17 protein-coding genes and 1 riboswitch are annotated in these 16798 nt (G+C 63.6%); of the genes, 4 read left to right on the top strand and 13 right to left on the bottom strand.

Annotated features, from left to right (window positions below; all coding sequences use genetic code 11):
* Positions 1-115: 115 nt before the first annotated feature.
* The 3 genes from LJX93_RS17045 to LJX93_RS17035 form a co-directional block, all read right to left on the bottom strand.
* Positions 116-892: a ParA family protein gene (locus LJX93_RS17045; protein ID WP_033698961.1), complete on the bottom strand. Its 777-nt coding sequence runs from the start codon at positions 890-892 to the stop codon at positions 116-118.
* Positions 893-1014: 122 nt separating this feature from the next.
* Positions 1015-2592: a diguanylate cyclase gene (locus LJX93_RS17040; protein WP_227696231.1), complete on the bottom strand. Its 1578-nt coding sequence runs from the start codon at positions 2590-2592 to the stop codon at positions 1015-1017.
* Positions 2593-2679: 87 nt separating this feature from the next.
* Positions 2680-3165 (bottom strand): hypothetical protein, encoded by a 486-nt coding sequence (locus LJX93_RS17035; protein ID WP_033698957.1) that lies wholly within the window; start codon positions 3163-3165, stop codon positions 2680-2682.
* A gap of 130 nt (positions 3166-3295) precedes the next feature.
* On the opposite strand from LJX93_RS17035, the gene LJX93_RS17030 reads away from it, so the two are divergent.
* Both LJX93_RS17030 and LJX93_RS17025 read left to right on the top strand, forming a co-directional pair.
* A complete protein-coding gene (locus LJX93_RS17030; protein ID WP_033698955.1) occupies positions 3296-3793 on the top strand; it encodes a GNAT family N-acetyltransferase in 498 nt (165 codons plus the stop codon).
* A gap of 131 nt (positions 3794-3924) precedes the next feature.
* Positions 3925-4248 carry a hypothetical protein gene (locus tag LJX93_RS17025; RefSeq protein ID WP_033698953.1) on the top strand — a complete coding sequence of 108 codons (324 nt, stop codon included), beginning with the start codon at positions 3925-3927 and terminating at the stop codon, positions 4246-4248.
* A 24-nt stretch (positions 4249-4272) separates the two neighbouring features.
* Here the strand turns inward: LJX93_RS17025 and LJX93_RS17020 are convergent, their stop codons facing one another.
* The 6 genes from LJX93_RS17020 to LJX93_RS16995 all read right to left on the bottom strand — a co-directional run bounded on the left by LJX93_RS17020 (position 4273) and on the right by LJX93_RS16995 (position 10386).
* Entirely contained in the window at positions 4273-5610 is a 1338-nt protein-coding gene (locus LJX93_RS17020) for an OprD family porin (RefSeq protein WP_227696230.1), read from the bottom strand.
* A complete protein-coding gene (locus tag LJX93_RS17015) occupies positions 5607-6041 on the bottom strand; it encodes a pseudoazurin (RefSeq protein WP_033698949.1) in 435 nt (144 codons plus the stop codon). Before LJX93_RS17015 ends, LJX93_RS17020 begins: the two co-directional genes overlap by 4 nt.
* A gap of 17 nt (positions 6042-6058) precedes the next feature.
* Positions 6059-6847: an ABC transporter ATP-binding protein gene (locus LJX93_RS17010; RefSeq protein WP_033698947.1), complete on the bottom strand. Its 789-nt coding sequence runs from the start codon at positions 6845-6847 to the stop codon at positions 6059-6061.
* The gene (locus LJX93_RS17005) at positions 6844-7860 is read right to left on the bottom strand and encodes a FecCD family ABC transporter permease (protein ID WP_227696229.1); all 1017 of its coding nucleotides are present in this window, start codon (positions 7858-7860) and stop codon (positions 6844-6846) included. The genes LJX93_RS17010 and LJX93_RS17005 overlap by 4 nt, the downstream gene beginning before the upstream one ends.
* The gene (locus tag LJX93_RS17000; RefSeq protein WP_227696228.1) at positions 7860-8870 is read right to left on the bottom strand and encodes an ABC transporter substrate-binding protein; all 1011 of its coding nucleotides are present in this window, start codon (positions 8868-8870) and stop codon (positions 7860-7862) included. The genes LJX93_RS17005 and LJX93_RS17000 overlap by 1 nt, the downstream gene beginning before the upstream one ends.
* Positions 8871-8997: 127 nt before the next feature.
* Positions 8998-9191: riboswitch (cobalamin riboswitch) on the bottom strand.
* A 28-nt stretch (positions 9192-9219) separates the two neighbouring features.
* Positions 9220-10386: a DUF1624 domain-containing protein gene (locus LJX93_RS16995; protein ID WP_033698941.1), complete on the bottom strand. Its 1167-nt coding sequence runs from the start codon at positions 10384-10386 to the stop codon at positions 9220-9222.
* Positions 10387-10646: 260 nt separating this feature from the next.
* Here LJX93_RS16995 and LJX93_RS16990 point away from each other — a divergent pair, with 260 nt between their 5' ends.
* A complete protein-coding gene (locus LJX93_RS16990; protein WP_227696227.1) occupies positions 10647-11393 on the top strand; it encodes an outer membrane beta-barrel protein in 747 nt (248 codons plus the stop codon).
* A gap of 69 nt (positions 11394-11462) precedes the next feature.
* On the opposite strand, the gene LJX93_RS16985 is transcribed toward LJX93_RS16990, so the two are convergent.
* The 3 genes from LJX93_RS16985 to lpxO all read right to left on the bottom strand — a co-directional run bounded on the left by LJX93_RS16985 (position 11463) and on the right by lpxO (position 13566).
* Complete coding sequence (locus tag LJX93_RS16985; protein WP_186654880.1) at positions 11463-12032, bottom strand: GNAT family N-acetyltransferase; 570 nt, start codon at positions 12030-12032, stop codon at positions 11463-11465.
* Positions 12033-12108: 76 nt separating this feature from the next.
* Complete coding sequence (locus LJX93_RS16980) at positions 12109-12453, bottom strand: carboxymuconolactone decarboxylase family protein (RefSeq protein WP_033698936.1); 345 nt, start codon at positions 12451-12453, stop codon at positions 12109-12111.
* 213 nt (positions 12454-12666) lie between these two features.
* On the bottom strand, positions 12667-13566 hold the full coding sequence (gene lpxO / locus LJX93_RS16975) for a lipid A hydroxylase LpxO (protein WP_033698934.1): 900 nt from the start codon (positions 13564-13566) through the stop codon (positions 12667-12669).
* A 157-nt stretch (positions 13567-13723) separates the two neighbouring features.
* Between lpxO and thpR the strand changes: the two genes are divergently transcribed.
* The gene (gene thpR, locus LJX93_RS16970; RefSeq protein ID WP_033698932.1) at positions 13724-14269 is read left to right on the top strand and encodes an RNA 2',3'-cyclic phosphodiesterase; all 546 of its coding nucleotides are present in this window, start codon (positions 13724-13726) and stop codon (positions 14267-14269) included.
* Positions 14270-14293: 24 nt separating this feature from the next.
* Here thpR and LJX93_RS16965 read toward each other — a convergent pair whose 3' ends face one another.
* The gene (locus LJX93_RS16965; RefSeq protein WP_227696226.1) at positions 14294-16723 is read right to left on the bottom strand and encodes a TonB-dependent siderophore receptor; all 2430 of its coding nucleotides are present in this window, start codon (positions 16721-16723) and stop codon (positions 14294-14296) included.
* Between the last annotated feature and the right edge of the window lie 75 nt (positions 16724-16798).

The following is a 16798-nucleotide window of genomic DNA, read 5'->3' as shown; positions in this document are numbered from 1 at the left end:
CTATCACCCGGATGAGTGATCGGGTAGCCCTGATCACCCAAAATGCTGGGTCTGTAGGCAATTGCCCACACAGTCCTCTACTAAAGCAACGAGGTAGGGTGTGCTCCAGGTCCGCTCAAGCCGCCCGCTCCAGCACATCCAGCAGGTCGGCAAATTCCAGCGTCAACTTGTGCCGCGGCGCCAGATGCACCAACGGCACCGACACCTGATGCGACTCGCGCATCTTGATAGAGCTGCTCAAGTACACCGGCAGCACCGGCACGCCTTCCCCCCGCAATTGATCGACCAGGGTCTGATGCAGTGCAGTGCGCCCGGCGAACTGATTGACGACAATCCCTTCCACCTGCAGCGTCGGGTTATGGTCCTGACGCAGTTCTTCCACCTCGGCCATGACGCTATGCAGCGCCTGGCGCGAGAAGCTGTCGCAATCGAACGGGATCAGCAGGCGTTCGGCGGCCACCAGCGCGCTGAAGGTGTAAAAGTTCAGCGCCGGTGGCGTGTCGATATAGATCCGCTCGTAGTCTTCGGCCAGTTCCACCAGCAGCTTGCGCAGCTTGTTGATCTTGAACTTGCTCTCCAGCTTGCTTTGCAGGTCGGTAAGGTCAGGACTGGCGGTGATCAGGTGCAAGTTGCTGTAGCGGGTCTCGGTGATGGCCACGCGGTGCTTCTTGCCGTGCGCGGTGGCGGGGGACAACGTCTGGCGGAAGAAATCGGCAATGCCCGAGGGGATGGCGTCATTGACCAGCCCGGTCAGGTAGTAGGTGGCATTGGCCTGCGGGTCGAGGTCGACGAGCAAGGTGCGATAGCCTTCAGCGGCACTGGCGGCCGCCAGGTTGCAGGCAATGCTTGATTTGCCCACGCCACCTTTCTGATTGAAAACCACACGACGCATGAGACGCTCATCCATGAAGAGTGAAAATGTCAGGTTGGGGTCAATCCTATGACTGAAACACGACAGTTTTATGACAAGGCTTGTAACAACTCATGGGGCGAGCGGGCTGTATGGGTTCAGCGCTATAAACCCTCGACGCACACCCGATTGCGCCCCTGCTGTTTGGCGCTGTAAAGCGCCCGGTCTGCCTTGCTCAATGCATCGCCAGGCTCGCTGCCTGCAGGGCCAGGCCAATGCGCCACGCCCAGCGACACGGTTACCGCCCCCACCGGTTCCACCGGCGTATCCTGCACCGCCACCCGCAGCCGCTGCGCCACCGCTGCGGCAACCTCCAGGCTGGCCCCCGGCAGCAGCATGAGAAACTCCTCGCCGCCGGTGCGACACAGCAGGTCGCCTTCGCGGCAACAACGCCGCATGAGCTCGGCTAGCCGCTGCAGCACCTGGTCGCCGACCTCATGCCCATGCCCATCATTGACCCGCTTGAAGTGGTCGATATCCAGCACGATGGCCGAAAATGCTCGCCCTTCGGCCTCCAGCAGCGACAGGCTGAAATCCAGGCTGCGGCGGTTGCCCAGCCCGGTCAGCGGGTCGGTCTGGGCATCGCGGTTCAGCCGGCCGATGCGCTCTTGCAGCAGGTTGAGCCCGAATAGCAGCGCACGTTTGAGTTCGGCCGCCTCGAAGTACCAGGCCGGCACCCGATGCAGGCGCTCGGCGGTGCCCGCGCGGTCCATCGACCTGGCCCCGGCCGCCAGTTGCCAGAGTGGCCGGGCGATGGTCATTGCCAGCCACCACAGCGCCAGGCTGCCGACCAATGCCAGCGGCGCGGAGGTGCCCACCACGTTGAGCACAAGGCGGCTCAGCGGTGCCACGGTCTGTTCCAGCGGTTGCTGCGCCACCACCCCCCAGCGAGCGCTCGGCACCGTGGCGAAGCCTGCGAGCATGGGCACGCCCTGGCTGTTGGTGAGCTGGCGGGTACCGCTGTCCAGTGTCGCCAGTTGATCGATCAGCGCGTTGCCTTCCACCACCGTGCCTACTCGCTGGCTGTCCGGGTGATAGAGCAGGCGGCGATTGCGGTCGACCACATAGAGGTACGAGCCATCCTTGTAGAAGTGCTCGCCCAGCAGGCTGTTGAGGATGTTGCGCTCGCGCAGGTACAGGCTGCCGCCGACGTACCCCAGGTAGCGGCCATTGCTATCGAAGATGGGTTGCGACAGTGCCACCACCAGGTTGTTGGCGGCTGACAGGTAGGGTGTCGAAACCAGCGCCCTGCGCTCATGCAAGGCCTCCTGAACACCGGGTGACTGCACCTTGGTGTTCAGGTAGTGGCGCAATGTAGCAGGGGATATGGCCCGCAGGATGCCTTGGGCATCGACCACGAAGGTCGAGTTGAAGGCCATGCCCTGGTGCAACACGCGATCGGTTTCTGCCTGCAGGGCGTCGGCATCGGCCAATTGGTTGGCTTGTACCCCGGCGCTGAACGCCAACTGCCGCAAGGCGCTGGCGATGAAGGTCTCGGTGATCGAGGCCAGTTTTGCTGCGTACACCCGGTTGGCCTCCAGGGCGTGGTCGATCAGCAACTGGCGCTGAACCCGATAGCTGGCGAAATAACTGGCGCAGAGCATGACCAAGGCGGTCAGGGCGCAAAGCACCAGAATGAGCGAGCGTAGATCCAGGCGCAATCCATGCTTGGTGTGTGTCAATCCTGACCTCGCTGGTACGAAAAGGGAGTAACCCTGCTTTTTATAGGTGTAGTGGGCTATTGTCGCCGCAGCCGCGTGTAACGTCGATCAGGAACCTGACTTTTCCTTTGCCAGTGCATCCAGCTCATTCTCGACGTCTTGCATGCGCTGCTCGACCAGTGCCTGTACCTTCGCGTCACGGGCGGTTTCGCGCATCAGGGCGGTCAGCTTCTCGCTCAGGCGTTTGCCAGCCTCGGTGTCTTCCATGGCGCGGGCCTTGGCTGGGTCCTGCATGGCTTCGACGATGCTGGCGAATTCGGCGTCGCTGAAGTTCTTCTCGCTGTAGAGCTTGAACAAGTCCTGGCGCTGGTCGTCGACCGTCAGGTGCTTGCGCAGGACATCCCGGATGCTCGCTTCGGGCACTTGCGGGTAGCGGCGTGACAGCAGCGCCGCCATGCGGTCGATGTTGTGCTCATAGGCGTCCTGCAGTGGCAGTTGCGCCAGTATCTGTTCTTCGCGAGAGGGTTTCTGGTCGCAGGCGGCGAGGGCCGCGGTCAATAGCAGTGGCAGCAGCAACGTCTGGAAGCGGGGCATGGAATGGCCTGGTGGGCGGTCAAGACCTCGGATTATAGCGAGGTCGGCCAGACCGCGACGACCCCTGAATTTGCCAGGGGCGGCCCGCTGCGGTAGAACCTTTGCCCTCACTCCCAAAGCCTTTGCCCACATGCCGAACTGGATCATCCAAGCCGTCCCGCAGGCAGCCATCGACGAAGTCGTGGCTTTCGTCGACAGCGCCCGCCGCGAGCTCTTCCCCCTGCTCGCCGCTGCACCGTTGCCCAATGACCTGGCGCGTTTTGCCGAGACCTACCTGGACGGCGAAGGCGTGTTCCTCGAAGCCCGCGATCAGGGCCGGCTGGTGGCGGTGATTGGCTATGTCCCCTATGACCATCGCTTTGCCCAGCTTGCGTATCAGCGCATGCACGTGGTCGAGGTGGTGCGCCTGTTCGTCTTGCCGGCGTATCGCCGGCATGGGCTGGCCGCGGCGTTGTTCGCCACGTTGCGCCAGGCGGCCGAGCAGGCGGGCGTCGAGTGCCTGTACCTGCACACGCACCCGTTTCTGCCGGGAGCGATTACGTTCTGGCAGCGCCAAGGGTTCGCGGTGATCGATGTGGAGCAGGACCCAATCTGGCAAACCACCCATATGCAATTGCAGCTGGCATGAGCTGCGCGTATCCGTTCAGAAACCCCCTACAGCTGGCGTTCTGCTGTGCTCAACGCGTTCATTTCAAAAGCACGCCAGCTTGCTTACCTTCCCGCTCACAGCTCGACAATGCACAAGCGGGAGAATCGCCGATGCCACACATGGCCTTGTACAAGCTCAAACTGCTCGATGAATTCGAAGACCGTAGGGACCTATGGTCATTCGGCCACTTCGAAAACAGGCTGATGGACTTGTGGCGGGGTGCCACGCGCCACGACGCCAAGGGCATCATCAATACGGCGCACAAGGAAGGGCGTTGGCCCAGGACCGTGAAGCGCTACCTGCTGACCAACTACAAGGCATTCGGCAATGTCAGCGCAGAGTTGGGCCAGACGTTTGCCGAAGTGCTTGTGTCGATGACGGCGCAGGAAAAGGCCGAGTGGGGGTTGCAGGCGCAATCCGCTGCGGCACCTTGACCCTGAGAGCTGCTTCGAGGCGTGTCAGAACCCGACCCCCAGCGGCCACTCGACTGCCAGGCGAATCTGATCACCGTCGAGCTCCGCCTGCGCCGTGTTGCCCCGGTGTGCATTATGGCGAATCGAGAACGTGGTGCCCTTGGCCTTGCCACTTTGCACCACGTACCGCGCCTCAAGGTCGCGCTCCCAATGCTTGCCGCCCTTGCCGTAGCCCAGGTACGCATAGCCGCCAGCGGGGTCGACATGCGTGCCATCGATATCGAACCCGCGCACATACAGCGCCGTCAGGTTCAAACCCGGCACCCCGTAGGCGCCCATGTTCAGGTCATACCGCGCCTGCCATGATTTCTCGTTTGGCGCGTTGAAGTCCGACATCTGCACGGCGTTGGCAATGAAGATCGCGCCGCGCGTCACATAGTCGAACGGGGTATTGCCGTCCACCTGCTGCCAGCCCAGGCTGAAACCGTGCGGCCCCTGGTTGTAACGCGAGACCAGGCTCCAGGTGGTGTTGTCGATGCGCCCGGACAGCGCCTTGCCGGTGTCGGTGGTGCGGTACAGGTTGAGGTCCAGGCTCAGGCTGCGGCGCTCGTCCAGGGCGTGGGTGAGGGTGCTGCCCAGGTAGTGCTGGTTCCAGCTGTCCTCGTAACGTGAGGTATACAGGCTGGCGTTGAAGGCCGCGCCGGGGTTCCAGACCACGCCGGCCAGGTCGAAGCTGTTGCCCTGGCGGCCATTGGAGTAGTTCACCACGAACCCCTGATCGTGGCTTGAGGCGTTGCGGTCCGTGCTTTCGTTGAAGTGGCCGGCGACCAGCCGGAGCGTGTCGATCTCGCTACTGTTGAGGAAAAAGCCGGTGGCGGTCTCGGGCAGCAAACGGCTGTCGGACGAACTGAACACCGGGGTCTTTACCCGCTGCTCGCCGTAGGACAGCACCGTGTTCGACACCCGCACCTTCAGCGCAGCGCCCGCTCGGCTGTATTCGTTTTTTGGGTGCCCATCGTTGGCGACACCCAGCAGGCGCGCCTTGCCGACACGGCCACCGCCACTGTCGAGCTGTACGCCCAGGTAGGCATGGGCATCGACACCGACGCCAACCAGGCCCTGGGTGAAGCCGGACTGTAACGTGCCCATCAGCCCGTAAGCCCATTCCTCAGCCTTGTCGCTGCGTTCGCTTCGGGGCTTGTAGGCATTGCGGCCACTGCTGTTGCGCCCGCCGTGCCGGTAATCGCGCTGGTCGAATACGCTGCGATTAAGCAGGCTCCAACTGCCGTCTTCAATGAAGCCCTTGCTGTTGGACTGGGCAGAGTCAGCCGTTGCGAAAGGAGTAAGCCCCACCAGTGGAAGCGCCAACAACAGGCGCTTCATTGCCCAGCCCCCAGCTTCTGCAGTTGCGCAGCAAAGCGGGCTTGCGCCCGTGCAGGTAGGTTGGCAGGCAATTCGGCAGGCGCCGCGTCACCCACCTGAATGACCATCACCATACCCATCGCCAGGTGCGGAATGCACTGGATGCCGTACACGCCCGGCACGCTGAACTGGTGCTCGTAAGGCTGGTTCAGTTTGCTCTTGAACGCCTGCGCCCCCTGTGGCAGCAACCCTGGCACGCTGGCAGCGTTATGCCCACTCATGGTCGGCAGAAAGCGCACCGTGTCACCGGCTGCGATGTGCAGGTGATCGGGCTCGTAGACCATCGCACCCTGCGTGCCCCGGTTGAGCATCTTCACTTCGTGCACCTCTGCCAGCACGGCAGGGGCAAACAGGGTACTGGCGAGCAGCAGGGCGACAGGGCGCAACAGCATGGTGGGAACTTCCTGGTTCAGGGGGCGCGAAAACGCAGAATGCGCGCGCCGTCGAAGGGGTCGGTGAGGTAGTGGGCGTGCACGCCGAAGGTACTCAGCAGGCGTTCGGGGGTGAGCACGTCGAACGGCTTGCCGAGGGCGACCAGGTGGCCTTGGTCGAGCACCGCGACGCGGTCGCAGGTCAGCGCCTGGTTGAGGTCGTGCAGGGCCACCAGGGTGGTGACCGACAGCGCCTGGACCTGTTGCAGCAGGCTCAACTGGTGCTGGATGTCCAGGTGGTTGGTTGGCTCGTCGAGCAGTAGCACCTGCGGGCGTTGGGCCAGGGCGCGGGCAATGTGCACACGCTGGCGTTCTCCACCTGAAAGCGAATGCCACAGGCGCGTGCGCAGGTGCAGCGCGTCAAGGTCGGCCAAGGCCTGCTCGACGATGGCACGGTCCTGGCTGGCGAACGGCGCCAGGGCCGACAGCCAGGGGGTACGGCCCAGGGCAACCGCGTCGTATACGCTGATCGCATCAGCTGTGTCCGCCTGCTGCTCGACCAGTGCCAGGGCCTGGGCAATGCGCCGGCGTGGCAGCTGCGCCAGGGGCTCACCCAGCAGGTCGACACGGCCACTGCCAGGCTTGCGCAAGCCCGCCAGCAGTTTTAGCAGGGACGATTTGCCAGAGCCGTTAGGGCCGACGATGGCCAGCGTTTCGCCCTGGATAGCGGCCAGGTCGATGTCGCGCAGCACGCTCCTGCCGCCCAGCTGCAAGCCCAGGCCCTGACAGGCAAGCGGGGCGATCTGCAGGTTGGCCATGACGGTCATGGGCGCCCCCGTCGGCTGACCAGTATCAGCGCGAACACCGGAGCGCCGATCAGCGCGGTGACCACGCCCACCGGGATCACCTGGCCTGGGATCAGCGTGCGCGACAGGATATCCGCAGTGATCAGAAACAATGCCCCACCCAGGGCGCTGGCCGGCAGCAGGCGGCTATGCCCGGGGCCGAGCAGCAGGCGCAGGGCGTGGGGAATCACCAGCCCGACAAAGCCGATGGCGCCGACGATGGACACCATCACTGCGGTCACCAGCGCGGCGCAACTGATCAACAGCAATTGGGTACGCCGCACCGGGATCCCCAGTGACGCCGCCGAATCGGTGCCGAAGGTAAAGGCATCCAGTGCGCGGCGATGCCACAGGCACACCACCAGCCCGAACAGCGCCACCGGCAATGCCAGCCCCACCGACGGCCAGCGCACGCCGCTGAGGTTGCCCAGCAGCCAGAACAGAATGCCGCGTGCTTGCTCGGCGGTGGCCGACTTGGTGATGAGAAAGGCGGTAAGGGCGGTGAACAGCTGCGAGCCGGCAATGCCGGCAAGGATCACCTGAGCATTGTTGTTGCTCGGCCCGGCAGCGCGGGCTAGCACCAGCACCAGCGTGAAAGCCGCCAGCGCGCCGATGAAGGCACCGCCTGACATGCTCAGGGCCACGCTGCCCAGCCCCAGTAGGCCGACCAGCACCGCGCCGGTCGAGGCGCCAGCGGACAACCCCAGCAGGTAGGGTTCGGCCAGCGGGTTGCGCAGCAGCGCCTGCAGGATCACCCCGCACGTGGCCAGCCCGGCGCCGCAGGCGGCCGCCACCAGGGTGCGGGTCAGGCGGTAGTTCCAGACGATCCCGGCGTCGATCGGGTCGACCGGGTAACCGGCCTGCCACAGGTGATTGGCCAGCACCTGGTAGACCACGTTCGGCGCCAGGTCGCTCTCGCCGATCGCGGTACCGGCCAGCAGCGCGGCGCACAGGGCTGCCAAGGCCAGGACGCTGTAAGGCAACAAGCGGCTCATCACTGTGCCGCTTTACCGCTGGCGAACGCCACAGACAGGGTCTGCAGGCCTCGGAACAGGCGGATGCCGGCCTGCATGGCGTCGGCGTCAAGGACGATGATGCGGTCGTGCTTTACCGCGTCCATGTTGCGGGTTACCGGGTCGTTGTGCAGGAACTCGAGTTTTTTCTGGTAGTCGTCTGCGGGGAAGCGGCGGCGGTCCATGCGGGCGATGATCAGCCAGGTCGGGTTGGCCTTGGCCAGGGTTTCCCAGCCCACGGTCGGCCATTCTTCGGTGGACTCGACCACGTTGCGTACGCCCAGGGTGCGCAGCATGAAGTCGGCGACGCCTTGGCGGCCAGCCACATAGGGGTCGATATCCAGGTCGGCGCTGGAGAACCAGAACAGCGCCGAGGTGTTGGACAGGTCCTTGCCGGCCAGTTGCGCCGTGGCGCTGTCCAGGCGGCCCTTGAGGTCGGCGTTCAACGTCGCACCGCGGTCTTGCACGTCGAAGATCTCCGCCAGCTGGCTGACGCTTTTATAGATGCTGTCGACCTGGAATGCCTGCAGGCGGGTGCCATCGGCACCCACCAGGTTGTCCTTGCCTTCGCAGTCCGAGGGCAACAGGTAGGTCGGGATCTTCAACTCGTCGAACTGTTCGCGGGTACCCACCACGCCTTGAGCGCCGACCATCCACTCGAATTGCACCGCCACCAGCTGCGGACGCTTGCCCACCACAGCCTCGAAGCTCGGGTCGTTGTCGGCCAGGCGCTCGACCTTGTCGTTCATGGCCTTGAACTCGGGCAGCACGTTGTTGAACCACAGCGACGTGCCGGCCAGCGTGTGGCCCAGGCCCAGTGCATAGAGGATTTCGGTGCCGGCCTGGCCGATGGTGACCGCACGCTCGGGGGCGTGGGCGAAGGTCTGTGGCATGCCGCAGTTGTCGACCGTGAGCGGGTAGTGGGTGGCAGCGGCCTGGGCCAGGCCAGTGAGGCCGAGGCCAGCGATCAGGGCGGCTATACGGGGCAGCATGGTGGGGCGATCTCCTATCGAATGGTTCACGGCATGAACGCACGGACAGGCATCGCCGATGCCCCTTGCGCAGGGCAGGGGGCAGCACCCGCAAACGGGTGGAGATGGCCATCCCGGACACCCCGCCGGTTGGTGGATTTTCGCCGGCAGGTCTCCTGACTGGTGCGTCATGGCCCGGCTCCAGCCTTCCCGGATTGATCCAGTGGCATTGATGGAGCAGGCTCGGCACCTACAGTTGCGGGGGCAGTTCCGTTTGGCCCGGTGACGGGCCTGGGATTCCCTATTGATTCCGTGGTGGAAACCGGCGGCCCGCATGGTAGACCATCAGGCAACCGGGTGAAAACGCTTTTCAGAAGTACTTCAGCCAGGTGATGTCACGCCGCCGCGCCTTCATACGGGCGAACCCGCGTACCGGCAGGTACAGCGACACGGCCAGCAACGCGGCACTCAGCCACACCGCGGTGATGCCGTCGAAGCCGAAATAATCACCCTGGTTGTGACCGAACAGGGCGACGCAGGCCAGGTACAACAGCTTCAGCACATACAGGTGCAGCAGGTAGAAAAACATCGGTGCTGCGCCGTACACCGCAAGGGCGCTGATCCAGCGCGCCTGGCCGACGCGCTCGAAGCCGCGCAACAGCAGCAGGCCGCAGCCCAGGGTGAGGGCGAGGAACAGCAAGCTGGGCGGGTACTTGGTGATGTTGAAGAAGCTCATCAGTGTCTGCGTCAACGTCGGGTACCCGCTCCAGGGGGCTTCGCCATAGCCGTTGAGCATGCGCAGCACGATAAAGCCGAGCAGCGCGATCGCCCCGGCCAGCAACAGCCGGTGTTGGCGTTGACCTGCATCGCTGTTGCGGGCGAACCAGGGGCCGAGGCCGTAACCCAGGGCGATTACGCCGATCCAGGGCAACACGGGGTACGAGGTGCGCAGGCGCAGGGTGTCGGAAAACGCCAGCCAACCGCGGTCATGCAGGATCGCCCACGGCACGTGCATGGCCGATTCTGTGCCGAAGTGCAGGGGGTCGAGCAGGTTGTGGCCGCCGACGATGATTGCACCCAGGGCGATCAGCGCCGCACGTGGCAACCACACCAGCAGCGACAGCGCGATCATGCTCACGCCGATAGCCCAGATCACCTGCAGGTAGACCACGCTGGGGGGCAGCTGGAAGGTCCAGGCGAAGTTGACCAAGGTGAACTCCAGCACCACCAGAAACAGCCCGCGCTTGAACAGGAAGGCGCAGACGTCGCTGCGGCCCTGATACTTCTCGCCATACAACCAGGCCGACAAGCCAGTCAGCAGGACGAACACCGGCGCACACAGGTGGGCCAGGGTGCGGCTGAAGAACAGCGATGGGTCGGTGGCGTCGATGGCCATCGGGTCGCTGACCTGGCGATGGAGGAAAAAGGTCTCGCGGACGTGGTCCAGGAGCATGAACAGGATCACCAGGCCGCGCAGGGCATCGATGCTCTGCAGGCGCTGGGTGAGGAGAGTGGGGGTTGCGCTGGCGCTGGTCATGAGGGGTCGCTGGTAGGAATGGAGTGTTGTTATGAAATGTTATCTTATATCTTTATTCGGGTTTCCGGCAATGACGGTTTAGGTTGAATTCAGGCATGCACCCCACCAACTACCTTGCGCGTCAATTTCTGGCGCCCCAGAAATACCTTTTAAAAACATCGCATTGCGCGTTCTAACTGATTTCTTTTCGAACTTTCTCGACAGCGTGTGTCTCGAACCGATCGTTCATCATTTATTCACAAGTCATGGAGACTCCACGCATGTCCGCTCGTCATCTGCTGCGTCACACCTGCCTGCTTGCCCTTATTGCATCGCCCCTGGCGGCCACCGCCGCGCCCAGCACCGACCCTCTGTTCACCTTCGGCCTGCTGGGTGCCTACGACAAATTCAAGTTCGAAGGGGGCAGCGAAACCGACAAGGAACACCTGGGCCAGGGCGGTGTGTTCGCAACTTTCGGCAACAAGATGACTGCCGAATCCGGCTTCATCTACCAGATCGGTGCCGAGGCCAAGTACGGCAAGAAGAACGACAACAAACTCAAGGAGGCCCAGGCCGACCTTGACCTCGGCTGGCGTGCGGCGCTGGATGCCCGCAACTTCGTCGACGTGACCGTGGGCGGTGGTTACAGCTGGTCGCGCTTCGAGCCCGAAATCAACGACCTGGACACCAAACTCACCGTCAAATCGCCCTTCGCCAAGGCAGCGCTGGGCTACAACCACCAGTTCGACGCCTCGACCCTGCGTGTGGAAGTGGGCGCACGGCATACCCTCGATGGCCGAGCACGCCTGAAGGTGGATGATTTTGGCAGCGACAGCGTGGACCTCAAGGACCGCACCAACCCTTATGCCGAGGTAACGCTGCTGATGAACCAGCAGGGCGGCATGCCGGTGCAGGCCGGGGTCTACTACACCCGCACTGAATACAAGCTCGATGGCGACTCGCCCGTGGCGGACAACACCAAGCTCAAGCGTGACGAGTTTGGTTTCAAGGTCGGCTTGGCGTTCTAAGCTGCGATTGGCCAACGCCGTGGTACGTGTAGGAGCCGCGCAAGCGTGCTCCTATCCCGGGGTTGACGATTAACGCCCGCGCCGCCGCGACACCCGGGCCTCGATATTCTTGCGCCCGATCAGCAAGGCGGGTTTTTCCACCACGGGCTCATCCGCCAGCCACTTGTACATCACCAGGCAATCCACCAGGCCCAGGCGGGCGTGGCGGAATGCCTTGGGCAGGCGGCCGACGGTGTCGAAGCCAAGCTTGTGCCACAGCGCCACGGCCACTTCGTTGCTGGCCACGACCGAATTGAACTGCAACGCAAGAAACCCTTCCTGACGCGCCAGCTTCTGCGAATGCTCGCACATAGCACGGGCCACGCCACGGCCGCGTGCGGCCTCGCACACCATGTAGCCACAATTGCCCACATGGGCACCGGGGCCGGCGGCATTGGCTTTGAGGTAGTACGAGCCCAGTAGCTCACCGGCGTCCTCAAGCACCCACGTATGCAGGGGTAGCTCCAGCCACAAGTGCCGGGCCTGTTCGACGCTCAAGGCGGGGTCGAAGGCGTAGGTTTCGCGGGCCTGGACAATGGCCTGGAAGGTGGGCCAGAAGCGCTCGAAGTCCTCAAGCGTCATGGGGCGGATGTGGCTCATGGTGGATCCTGCAATGGCTGGCCGCCAAGTCTGGGTGGCGCGGCGCCATCGCGCAAGGGCGATGCGCCGCGTGGGCTCAGCCGGTGGCCTTGCCCACTGCATCCATGGCGCGGGCCGAGTAGACCAGTGCGGCCCCGGCATTCATCGCCACGGCCACACCGAGGGCCTCGGCGATCTCTTCGCGGCTGGCGCCGTGTTTCACCGCTTGCTGCGAGTGCACGGCGATACAGCCGTCGCAGCGGGTGGTCACGGCCACTGCCAGGGAGATCAGCTCACGGGTCTTGGCGTCCAGGTGGTTGGTCTTGGCGCCCGCACCGCTGGCGGTCATGTAGCCGGCCACGGTGTCGGGGGACAACTGCTTGAGGTCGCCGATGCCGGCCATCAACTGCTTACGGTAGGCGTCCCAGTCCATCATGCTCATCGTCTTCACCTTGGGAAGGGTTGCGAGTGGAGCTTTCAGGCTAGTCGATGTTAAGGATGCCTGTGTGCTGTCTGTGTAGAAGCGGCCTTGCGTCGCGAACGGGCTGCGTAGCGGCCCCTGTATTTCAACGTCACTGCAAGTACCCAGGGGCCGCTACGCAGCCCGTTCGCGACGCAAGGCCGCTCCTACAACGACAGCACCCACGCCGAAGCGTCAGATGTAGATAAACACCAGTACCAGCGCTGCCACCACCGCCCACTTCTCCAGGTAGTAGCGCATGCGGTTGCGCTTTTTCAGCGCCTTGCCGCGCTCGCGGATCTTGTAGATGCGGGTGAACAGCCGGTTGATGCCGCCGGTCTTGTCGTTGGCATCGTTGGGCGCGGCAGCGGCAGCCATGACGTTGCGGCTGAACCAACGGTTGAATGCGGTTGCCCAGCGGTACTTGAGCGGGCGCTCGACATCGCAGAACAGAATGATGCGGTTGTGCTCGGTGGTGTTGGCGGCGTAGTGGATGTAGGTTTCATCAAAGATCACCCCCTCACCGTCGCGCCACGAATACTTCTCGCCGTCCACATCGATGTAGCAGCCGTCGTCGTTCGGCGTGTCCAGGCCCAGATGGTAGCGGTAGGACCCGGCATACGGGTCGCGGTGGCGCACCAGCTTGGCGCCCGGTGGCAGGGTGGCGAACATCGCCGCCTTGACCGTGCCGATACCTTGCAGCAACTCGGTGGTACGCGGGCACAGGGCCATGGCAGACGGGTGACTTTCGCCGTACCACTTCAGATAGAAGCGCTTCCAGCCGGTCTTGAAGAACGAGTTGAAGCCCACGTCGTCATAATTCTCGGACTTCTTGATTTCGCCCACGTGCAGCAACTGCTGAGCCTCGGCACGGATTTCCTGCCAGTGATCCTGCAGCGGTTGCAGTTCAGGGAAGGCCTCGACCGGCAGGTAAGGTTTGGCCGGGTGCTTGGAAAACAGGTAAAGGAAGCTGTTGACCGGCGCCAGGAAGCTGGAGTGGTCGCCCAGTTGGCGAGTCAGCTTGTGACGAACCCGACCGCGCAGGTGAACATAGGCGATCGAGAGAACGAAAAGGAGTACGAGTGCAATTTTCATGGACGTTTACTTGTCGAAAAATGGCCATGCGCCATGGCATAAGCTCGCCAGCATAAACAATCATGGGGGCAGTTTGTACTTATTGTTACGTGACTACCGCGCGACTTAGGTGTAATGGCCTAGCGCTTGCGCAAACGATTCACGCCAAGGAGATCACATGGTTCAGGACGCTCGCGCCAGTGGCGCCCCCTTCAAACGGCTGTTTTTCGCCTTGCCGGTCAGCGATGCCCAGCGCCGTGCCCTGGCCCAGTGGCGGCGCGGCTTGAACCTGCGCAGCGGCAAGCCGGTACCGGCCGACAACTTCCATGTGACGCTGCTGTTTTTGGGGGATGTGGACACTGCCCTGGTGCCGGCGATCTGCGCTGCGGTCGACGTGCTCAAGCGCCCGGCTGCGCCGCCGCGCCTGTTGCTTGACCGCTTGCAGGTGTGGCCGCGCGCCGGCGCCCTGGTGCTTGAGCCGCAACAAACGCCGCCGGCCTTGTTGCAGCTGGTCTATGGCTTGCAGCAGGCGCTGCTGCCCTTGGGCCTGGAGGCGGCGAGCCGCGAGTACCGCCCGCACCTGACCTTGTCCAGGGACTATCGCGGCCAGCCGCCAGAGGCCGCCAGCGCCCCGGAGTTCTTCCTGGCCGCGCGGCATTTCACCCTGTACGAGTCGCGCAAGGGCGTTTACTGGCCGCTTGCGCAATGGCCGATGGCCGACTGACGCCTGCTCGGAACGTTCTGCTGCTTAAAACTCAGGGGTGTACTTGACCGTCAGCATGAAGTTGCGCGGTTCGCCGTAGTTGTTGCTGCCATTGAGCTGGTTGAAGCCGGCGACCCAGTACTTCTTGTCGAACAGGTTGTTGGCGTTCACTGCCAAATTCACTTCCGGCGTCAGCTGGTAGGCCAGGCGCGCGCTCCATACGGTGTAGCCGGGCACGGTGTAGGTGCGCTCGTAGCCCAGGGTGTGGCTTTGGCTGGTGAAGCCCAGGCCGGTGCTCCAGCGCTGGCTGTCCAGCGGCAGGGTGTAGTCGGCCCAGGCGCGCAGCATGTGCTTGGGGGTCCACTGGCTGAATACGCGGCCTTCGTTATCTGGGTCGTCGAGGAACTTGGTGGTGTTGTAGGTATAACCTGCGAACAGTTGCAGGCCGCTGAGCACCTCGCCGCTGATCTCGGCCTCGATGCCCTGGCTGCGCACCTTGCCCGCCGCGGTGGAGCAGTACCCGCCATCACAGGCAAAGCCCGAGGCCACGTCGGTAACCGCGCGGTTTTCCTGGTCGTAGCGGAACAGCGCCAGCGAGGCGTTGACCCGGCCGTCCAGCAACTCGCCCTTCAGGCCCGTTTCGTAGTTGCTGCCGATCACCGGCTTGAGAGGGGCATTGCCGAGGGCGCGCTCGGTCTGCGGGACGAAGACATCGGTGTAGCTGGCGTACCAGGCCCATTCGCGGGTCAGGTCGTAGACAAATCCTGCATACGGTGTCACTTCCCCTGTTTCGGTCATGTGGCTGGTGGGGTTGACCTGGCCTGGGTTGAGGCCGCGGTAAGTGGTAGTGGCATAGCTGTAGTCGAACCAACTGACACGCGACCCCAGAATCAGCGTCAAACGGTCAGTCGGCTTGATCCGCCAGGCACCGTACAAGCCTTTTTGGCGGATATCATAGGCGCTGCGTTCGGAACGCCCGAAGGGGGTTGCAAGCAAGCTGTCGCGGCTGGGCTCGGGGCGATCATGGTCGATGTCGAAAATGTTGTCATTGCCACCAAAGGTGCGCCAGTAACCATCATCGGTGGTCAGCTTGGAGTAGTTGCCACCGAGGGTCACCTCGTGGGCCAGGGGGCCGGTGTCGAAGTGCCCCACCAGGTTCATGTCCAGGCCCAGTTTGGTTGAGTGGAAGTCTGTGATCCAGTCGGCATATTCGAGGCCACTGCCGTCAGGCTCCAGGCCTTCCAGCACCGTTTGCGTCCGTTGATGGGTGGACGTGTTGGTTTCGCCCATACGCAGGGCTGCAGCCTTGAAGGTCCAATCGTCGTCGAAGCGGTGCTCAAGGTCCAGGTAGTAGGTGGTGACGTCAGTCTGCGCCCGGTTCCAGCGGGCGCCGGTGAAGGTCGAGCGTGGCAGGTCAACCGGTTCACCGGTGGCATAGCGAGGGATGCCACGCAGCATCGGCCGCGACTGCTGGCGGTTGTAGCTGATGCCGGCACCCACGGTGGTGGCGTCGTTCAGGTCGATGTCCAGTGCGCCATACAGCGAGTGCGATTTGCTCCACTGGTAGTCGATGAAACTGTCGCTCTGGTCCTCGTCGGCGACAAACCGACCGCGCACACGCCCATCGGCGGTCAATGGGCCGCCTGCGTCCAGTTGCAGGCCATAGTGGTCCCAGGAGCCGGCCTTGCCGGTGACAGTGACCGTCGGGGTGGCCTGGCCACGCTTGCGCACGAGGTTGATCGCGCCGCCGGGGCTGCCGGTACCTTGCAACAGGCCCGAGGCGCCGCGCAGCACCTCCACGCGGTCGAAGAACACCAAGTCCTGGGTTGCCCAGTTGCCCAGCGAGTAGGTGTTGCGTGGAATCGGCACGCCGTCGTACTGCCAGTCGTCGATCTGGAAGCCGCGCGAAGTCACCACCACGCCAGGGCCGATGCCCTGTGCGCCGACGATCCCGGTGGTGTGGTTGAGTGCATCCTGCAGGTCGGTGATGCCTTGGTCGTCCAGCTGTTTACGGGTGATCACCGTCACCGACTGGGGAATTTCCTTGAGGCTGTGGGTGCCTTTGCCAAGGGTCACCGCACGGGCTGCGTACGAGCCACTGCCTTCGCTGGTGGCATCCAGGTAGTTGTCGGTGATGCTGGTACTGCCAAGCTCCAGCACGTCGGTCTCAGGGGTGGCCGGGGCGACGCTGAAGTGCCCGCTGCTGGTGAGCCGCAATTGCAGGCCGCTACCGGCAAGGGCGGCTTGCATGGCTTGCTCGGCGCTCATCTGGCCGACCACCGCGGGCGCTTGCTTGCCACGCACCCGTTGCGGTTCGAGGGCGATGATGTAGCCGCTCTGGCTCGCGATCCGGTTAAGGGTGGTAGCCAGGCTGGCGGGCGGCAGGTCGAACGCCAGGGTCTGCACCTGGGCATGGGCGTTGAGGCTGGTCAGGGCGACGACGAGGGGCAGGGCGCGGGGCCAGAGGTTGAGCACAGAATTCTCCCGAATGAAGTGGCTTGTCAGGAGATAGGTGGGACGAGAAACGAAAACCGGACACGTCTGCGAATG

The organism is Pseudomonas sp. HN2-3, from assembly GCF_020691745.1.
GTDB lineage: Bacteria > Pseudomonadota > Gammaproteobacteria > Pseudomonadales > Pseudomonadaceae > Aquipseudomonas > Aquipseudomonas capeferrum.
Note: the sequence above shows the minus strand (reverse complement) of the source record. Positions and strands in the feature narration are given on the sequence as shown.

What these genes read in the sequence shown, in the direction of transcription:
- LJX93_RS17020 (WP_227696230.1), bottom strand. Translation starts at nt 5,610, where the DNA reads ATGAAGCGCCTGTTGTTGGCGCTTCCACTGGTGGGGCTTACTCCTTTC.
- lpxO (WP_033698934.1), bottom strand. Translation starts at nt 13,566, where the DNA reads ATGAAAATTGCACTCGTACTCCTTTTCGTTCTCTCGATCGCCTATGTT.
- LJX93_RS17000 (WP_227696228.1), bottom strand. Translation starts at nt 8,870, where the DNA reads ATGCTGCCCCGTATAGCCGCCCTGATCGCTGGCCTCGGCCTCACTGGC.
- LJX93_RS16990 (WP_227696227.1), top strand. Translation starts at nt 10,647, where the DNA reads ATGTCCGCTCGTCATCTGCTGCGTCACACCTGCCTGCTTGCCCTTATT.
- LJX93_RS17010 (WP_033698947.1), bottom strand. Translation starts at nt 6,847, where the DNA reads ATGACCGTCATGGCCAACCTGCAGATCGCCCCGCTTGCCTGTCAGGGC.
- LJX93_RS16995 (WP_033698941.1), bottom strand. Translation starts at nt 10,386, where the DNA reads ATGACCAGCGCCAGCGCAACCCCCACTCTCCTCACCCAGCGCCTGCAG.
- thpR (WP_033698932.1), top strand. Translation starts at nt 13,724, where the DNA reads ATGGTTCAGGACGCTCGCGCCAGTGGCGCCCCCTTCAAACGGCTGTTT.
- LJX93_RS16985 (WP_186654880.1), bottom strand. Translation starts at nt 12,032, where the DNA reads ATGAGCCACATCCGCCCCATGACGCTTGAGGACTTCGAGCGCTTCTGG.
- LJX93_RS17015 (WP_033698949.1), bottom strand. Translation starts at nt 6,041, where the DNA reads ATGCTGTTGCGCCCTGTCGCCCTGCTGCTCGCCAGTACCCTGTTTGCC.
- LJX93_RS16980 (WP_033698936.1), bottom strand. Translation starts at nt 12,453, where the DNA reads ATGAGCATGATGGACTGGGACGCCTACCGTAAGCAGTTGATGGCCGGC.
- LJX93_RS17025 (WP_033698953.1), top strand. Translation starts at nt 3,925, where the DNA reads ATGCCACACATGGCCTTGTACAAGCTCAAACTGCTCGATGAATTCGAA.
- LJX93_RS17035 (WP_033698957.1), bottom strand. Translation starts at nt 3,165, where the DNA reads ATGCCCCGCTTCCAGACGTTGCTGCTGCCACTGCTATTGACCGCGGCC.
- LJX93_RS17005 (WP_227696229.1), bottom strand. Translation starts at nt 7,860, where the DNA reads ATGAGCCGCTTGTTGCCTTACAGCGTCCTGGCCTTGGCAGCCCTGTGC.
- LJX93_RS17030 (WP_033698955.1), top strand. Translation starts at nt 3,296, where the DNA reads ATGCCGAACTGGATCATCCAAGCCGTCCCGCAGGCAGCCATCGACGAA.
- LJX93_RS17045 (WP_033698961.1), bottom strand. Translation starts at nt 892, where the DNA reads ATGCGTCGTGTGGTTTTCAATCAGAAAGGTGGCGTGGGCAAATCAAGC.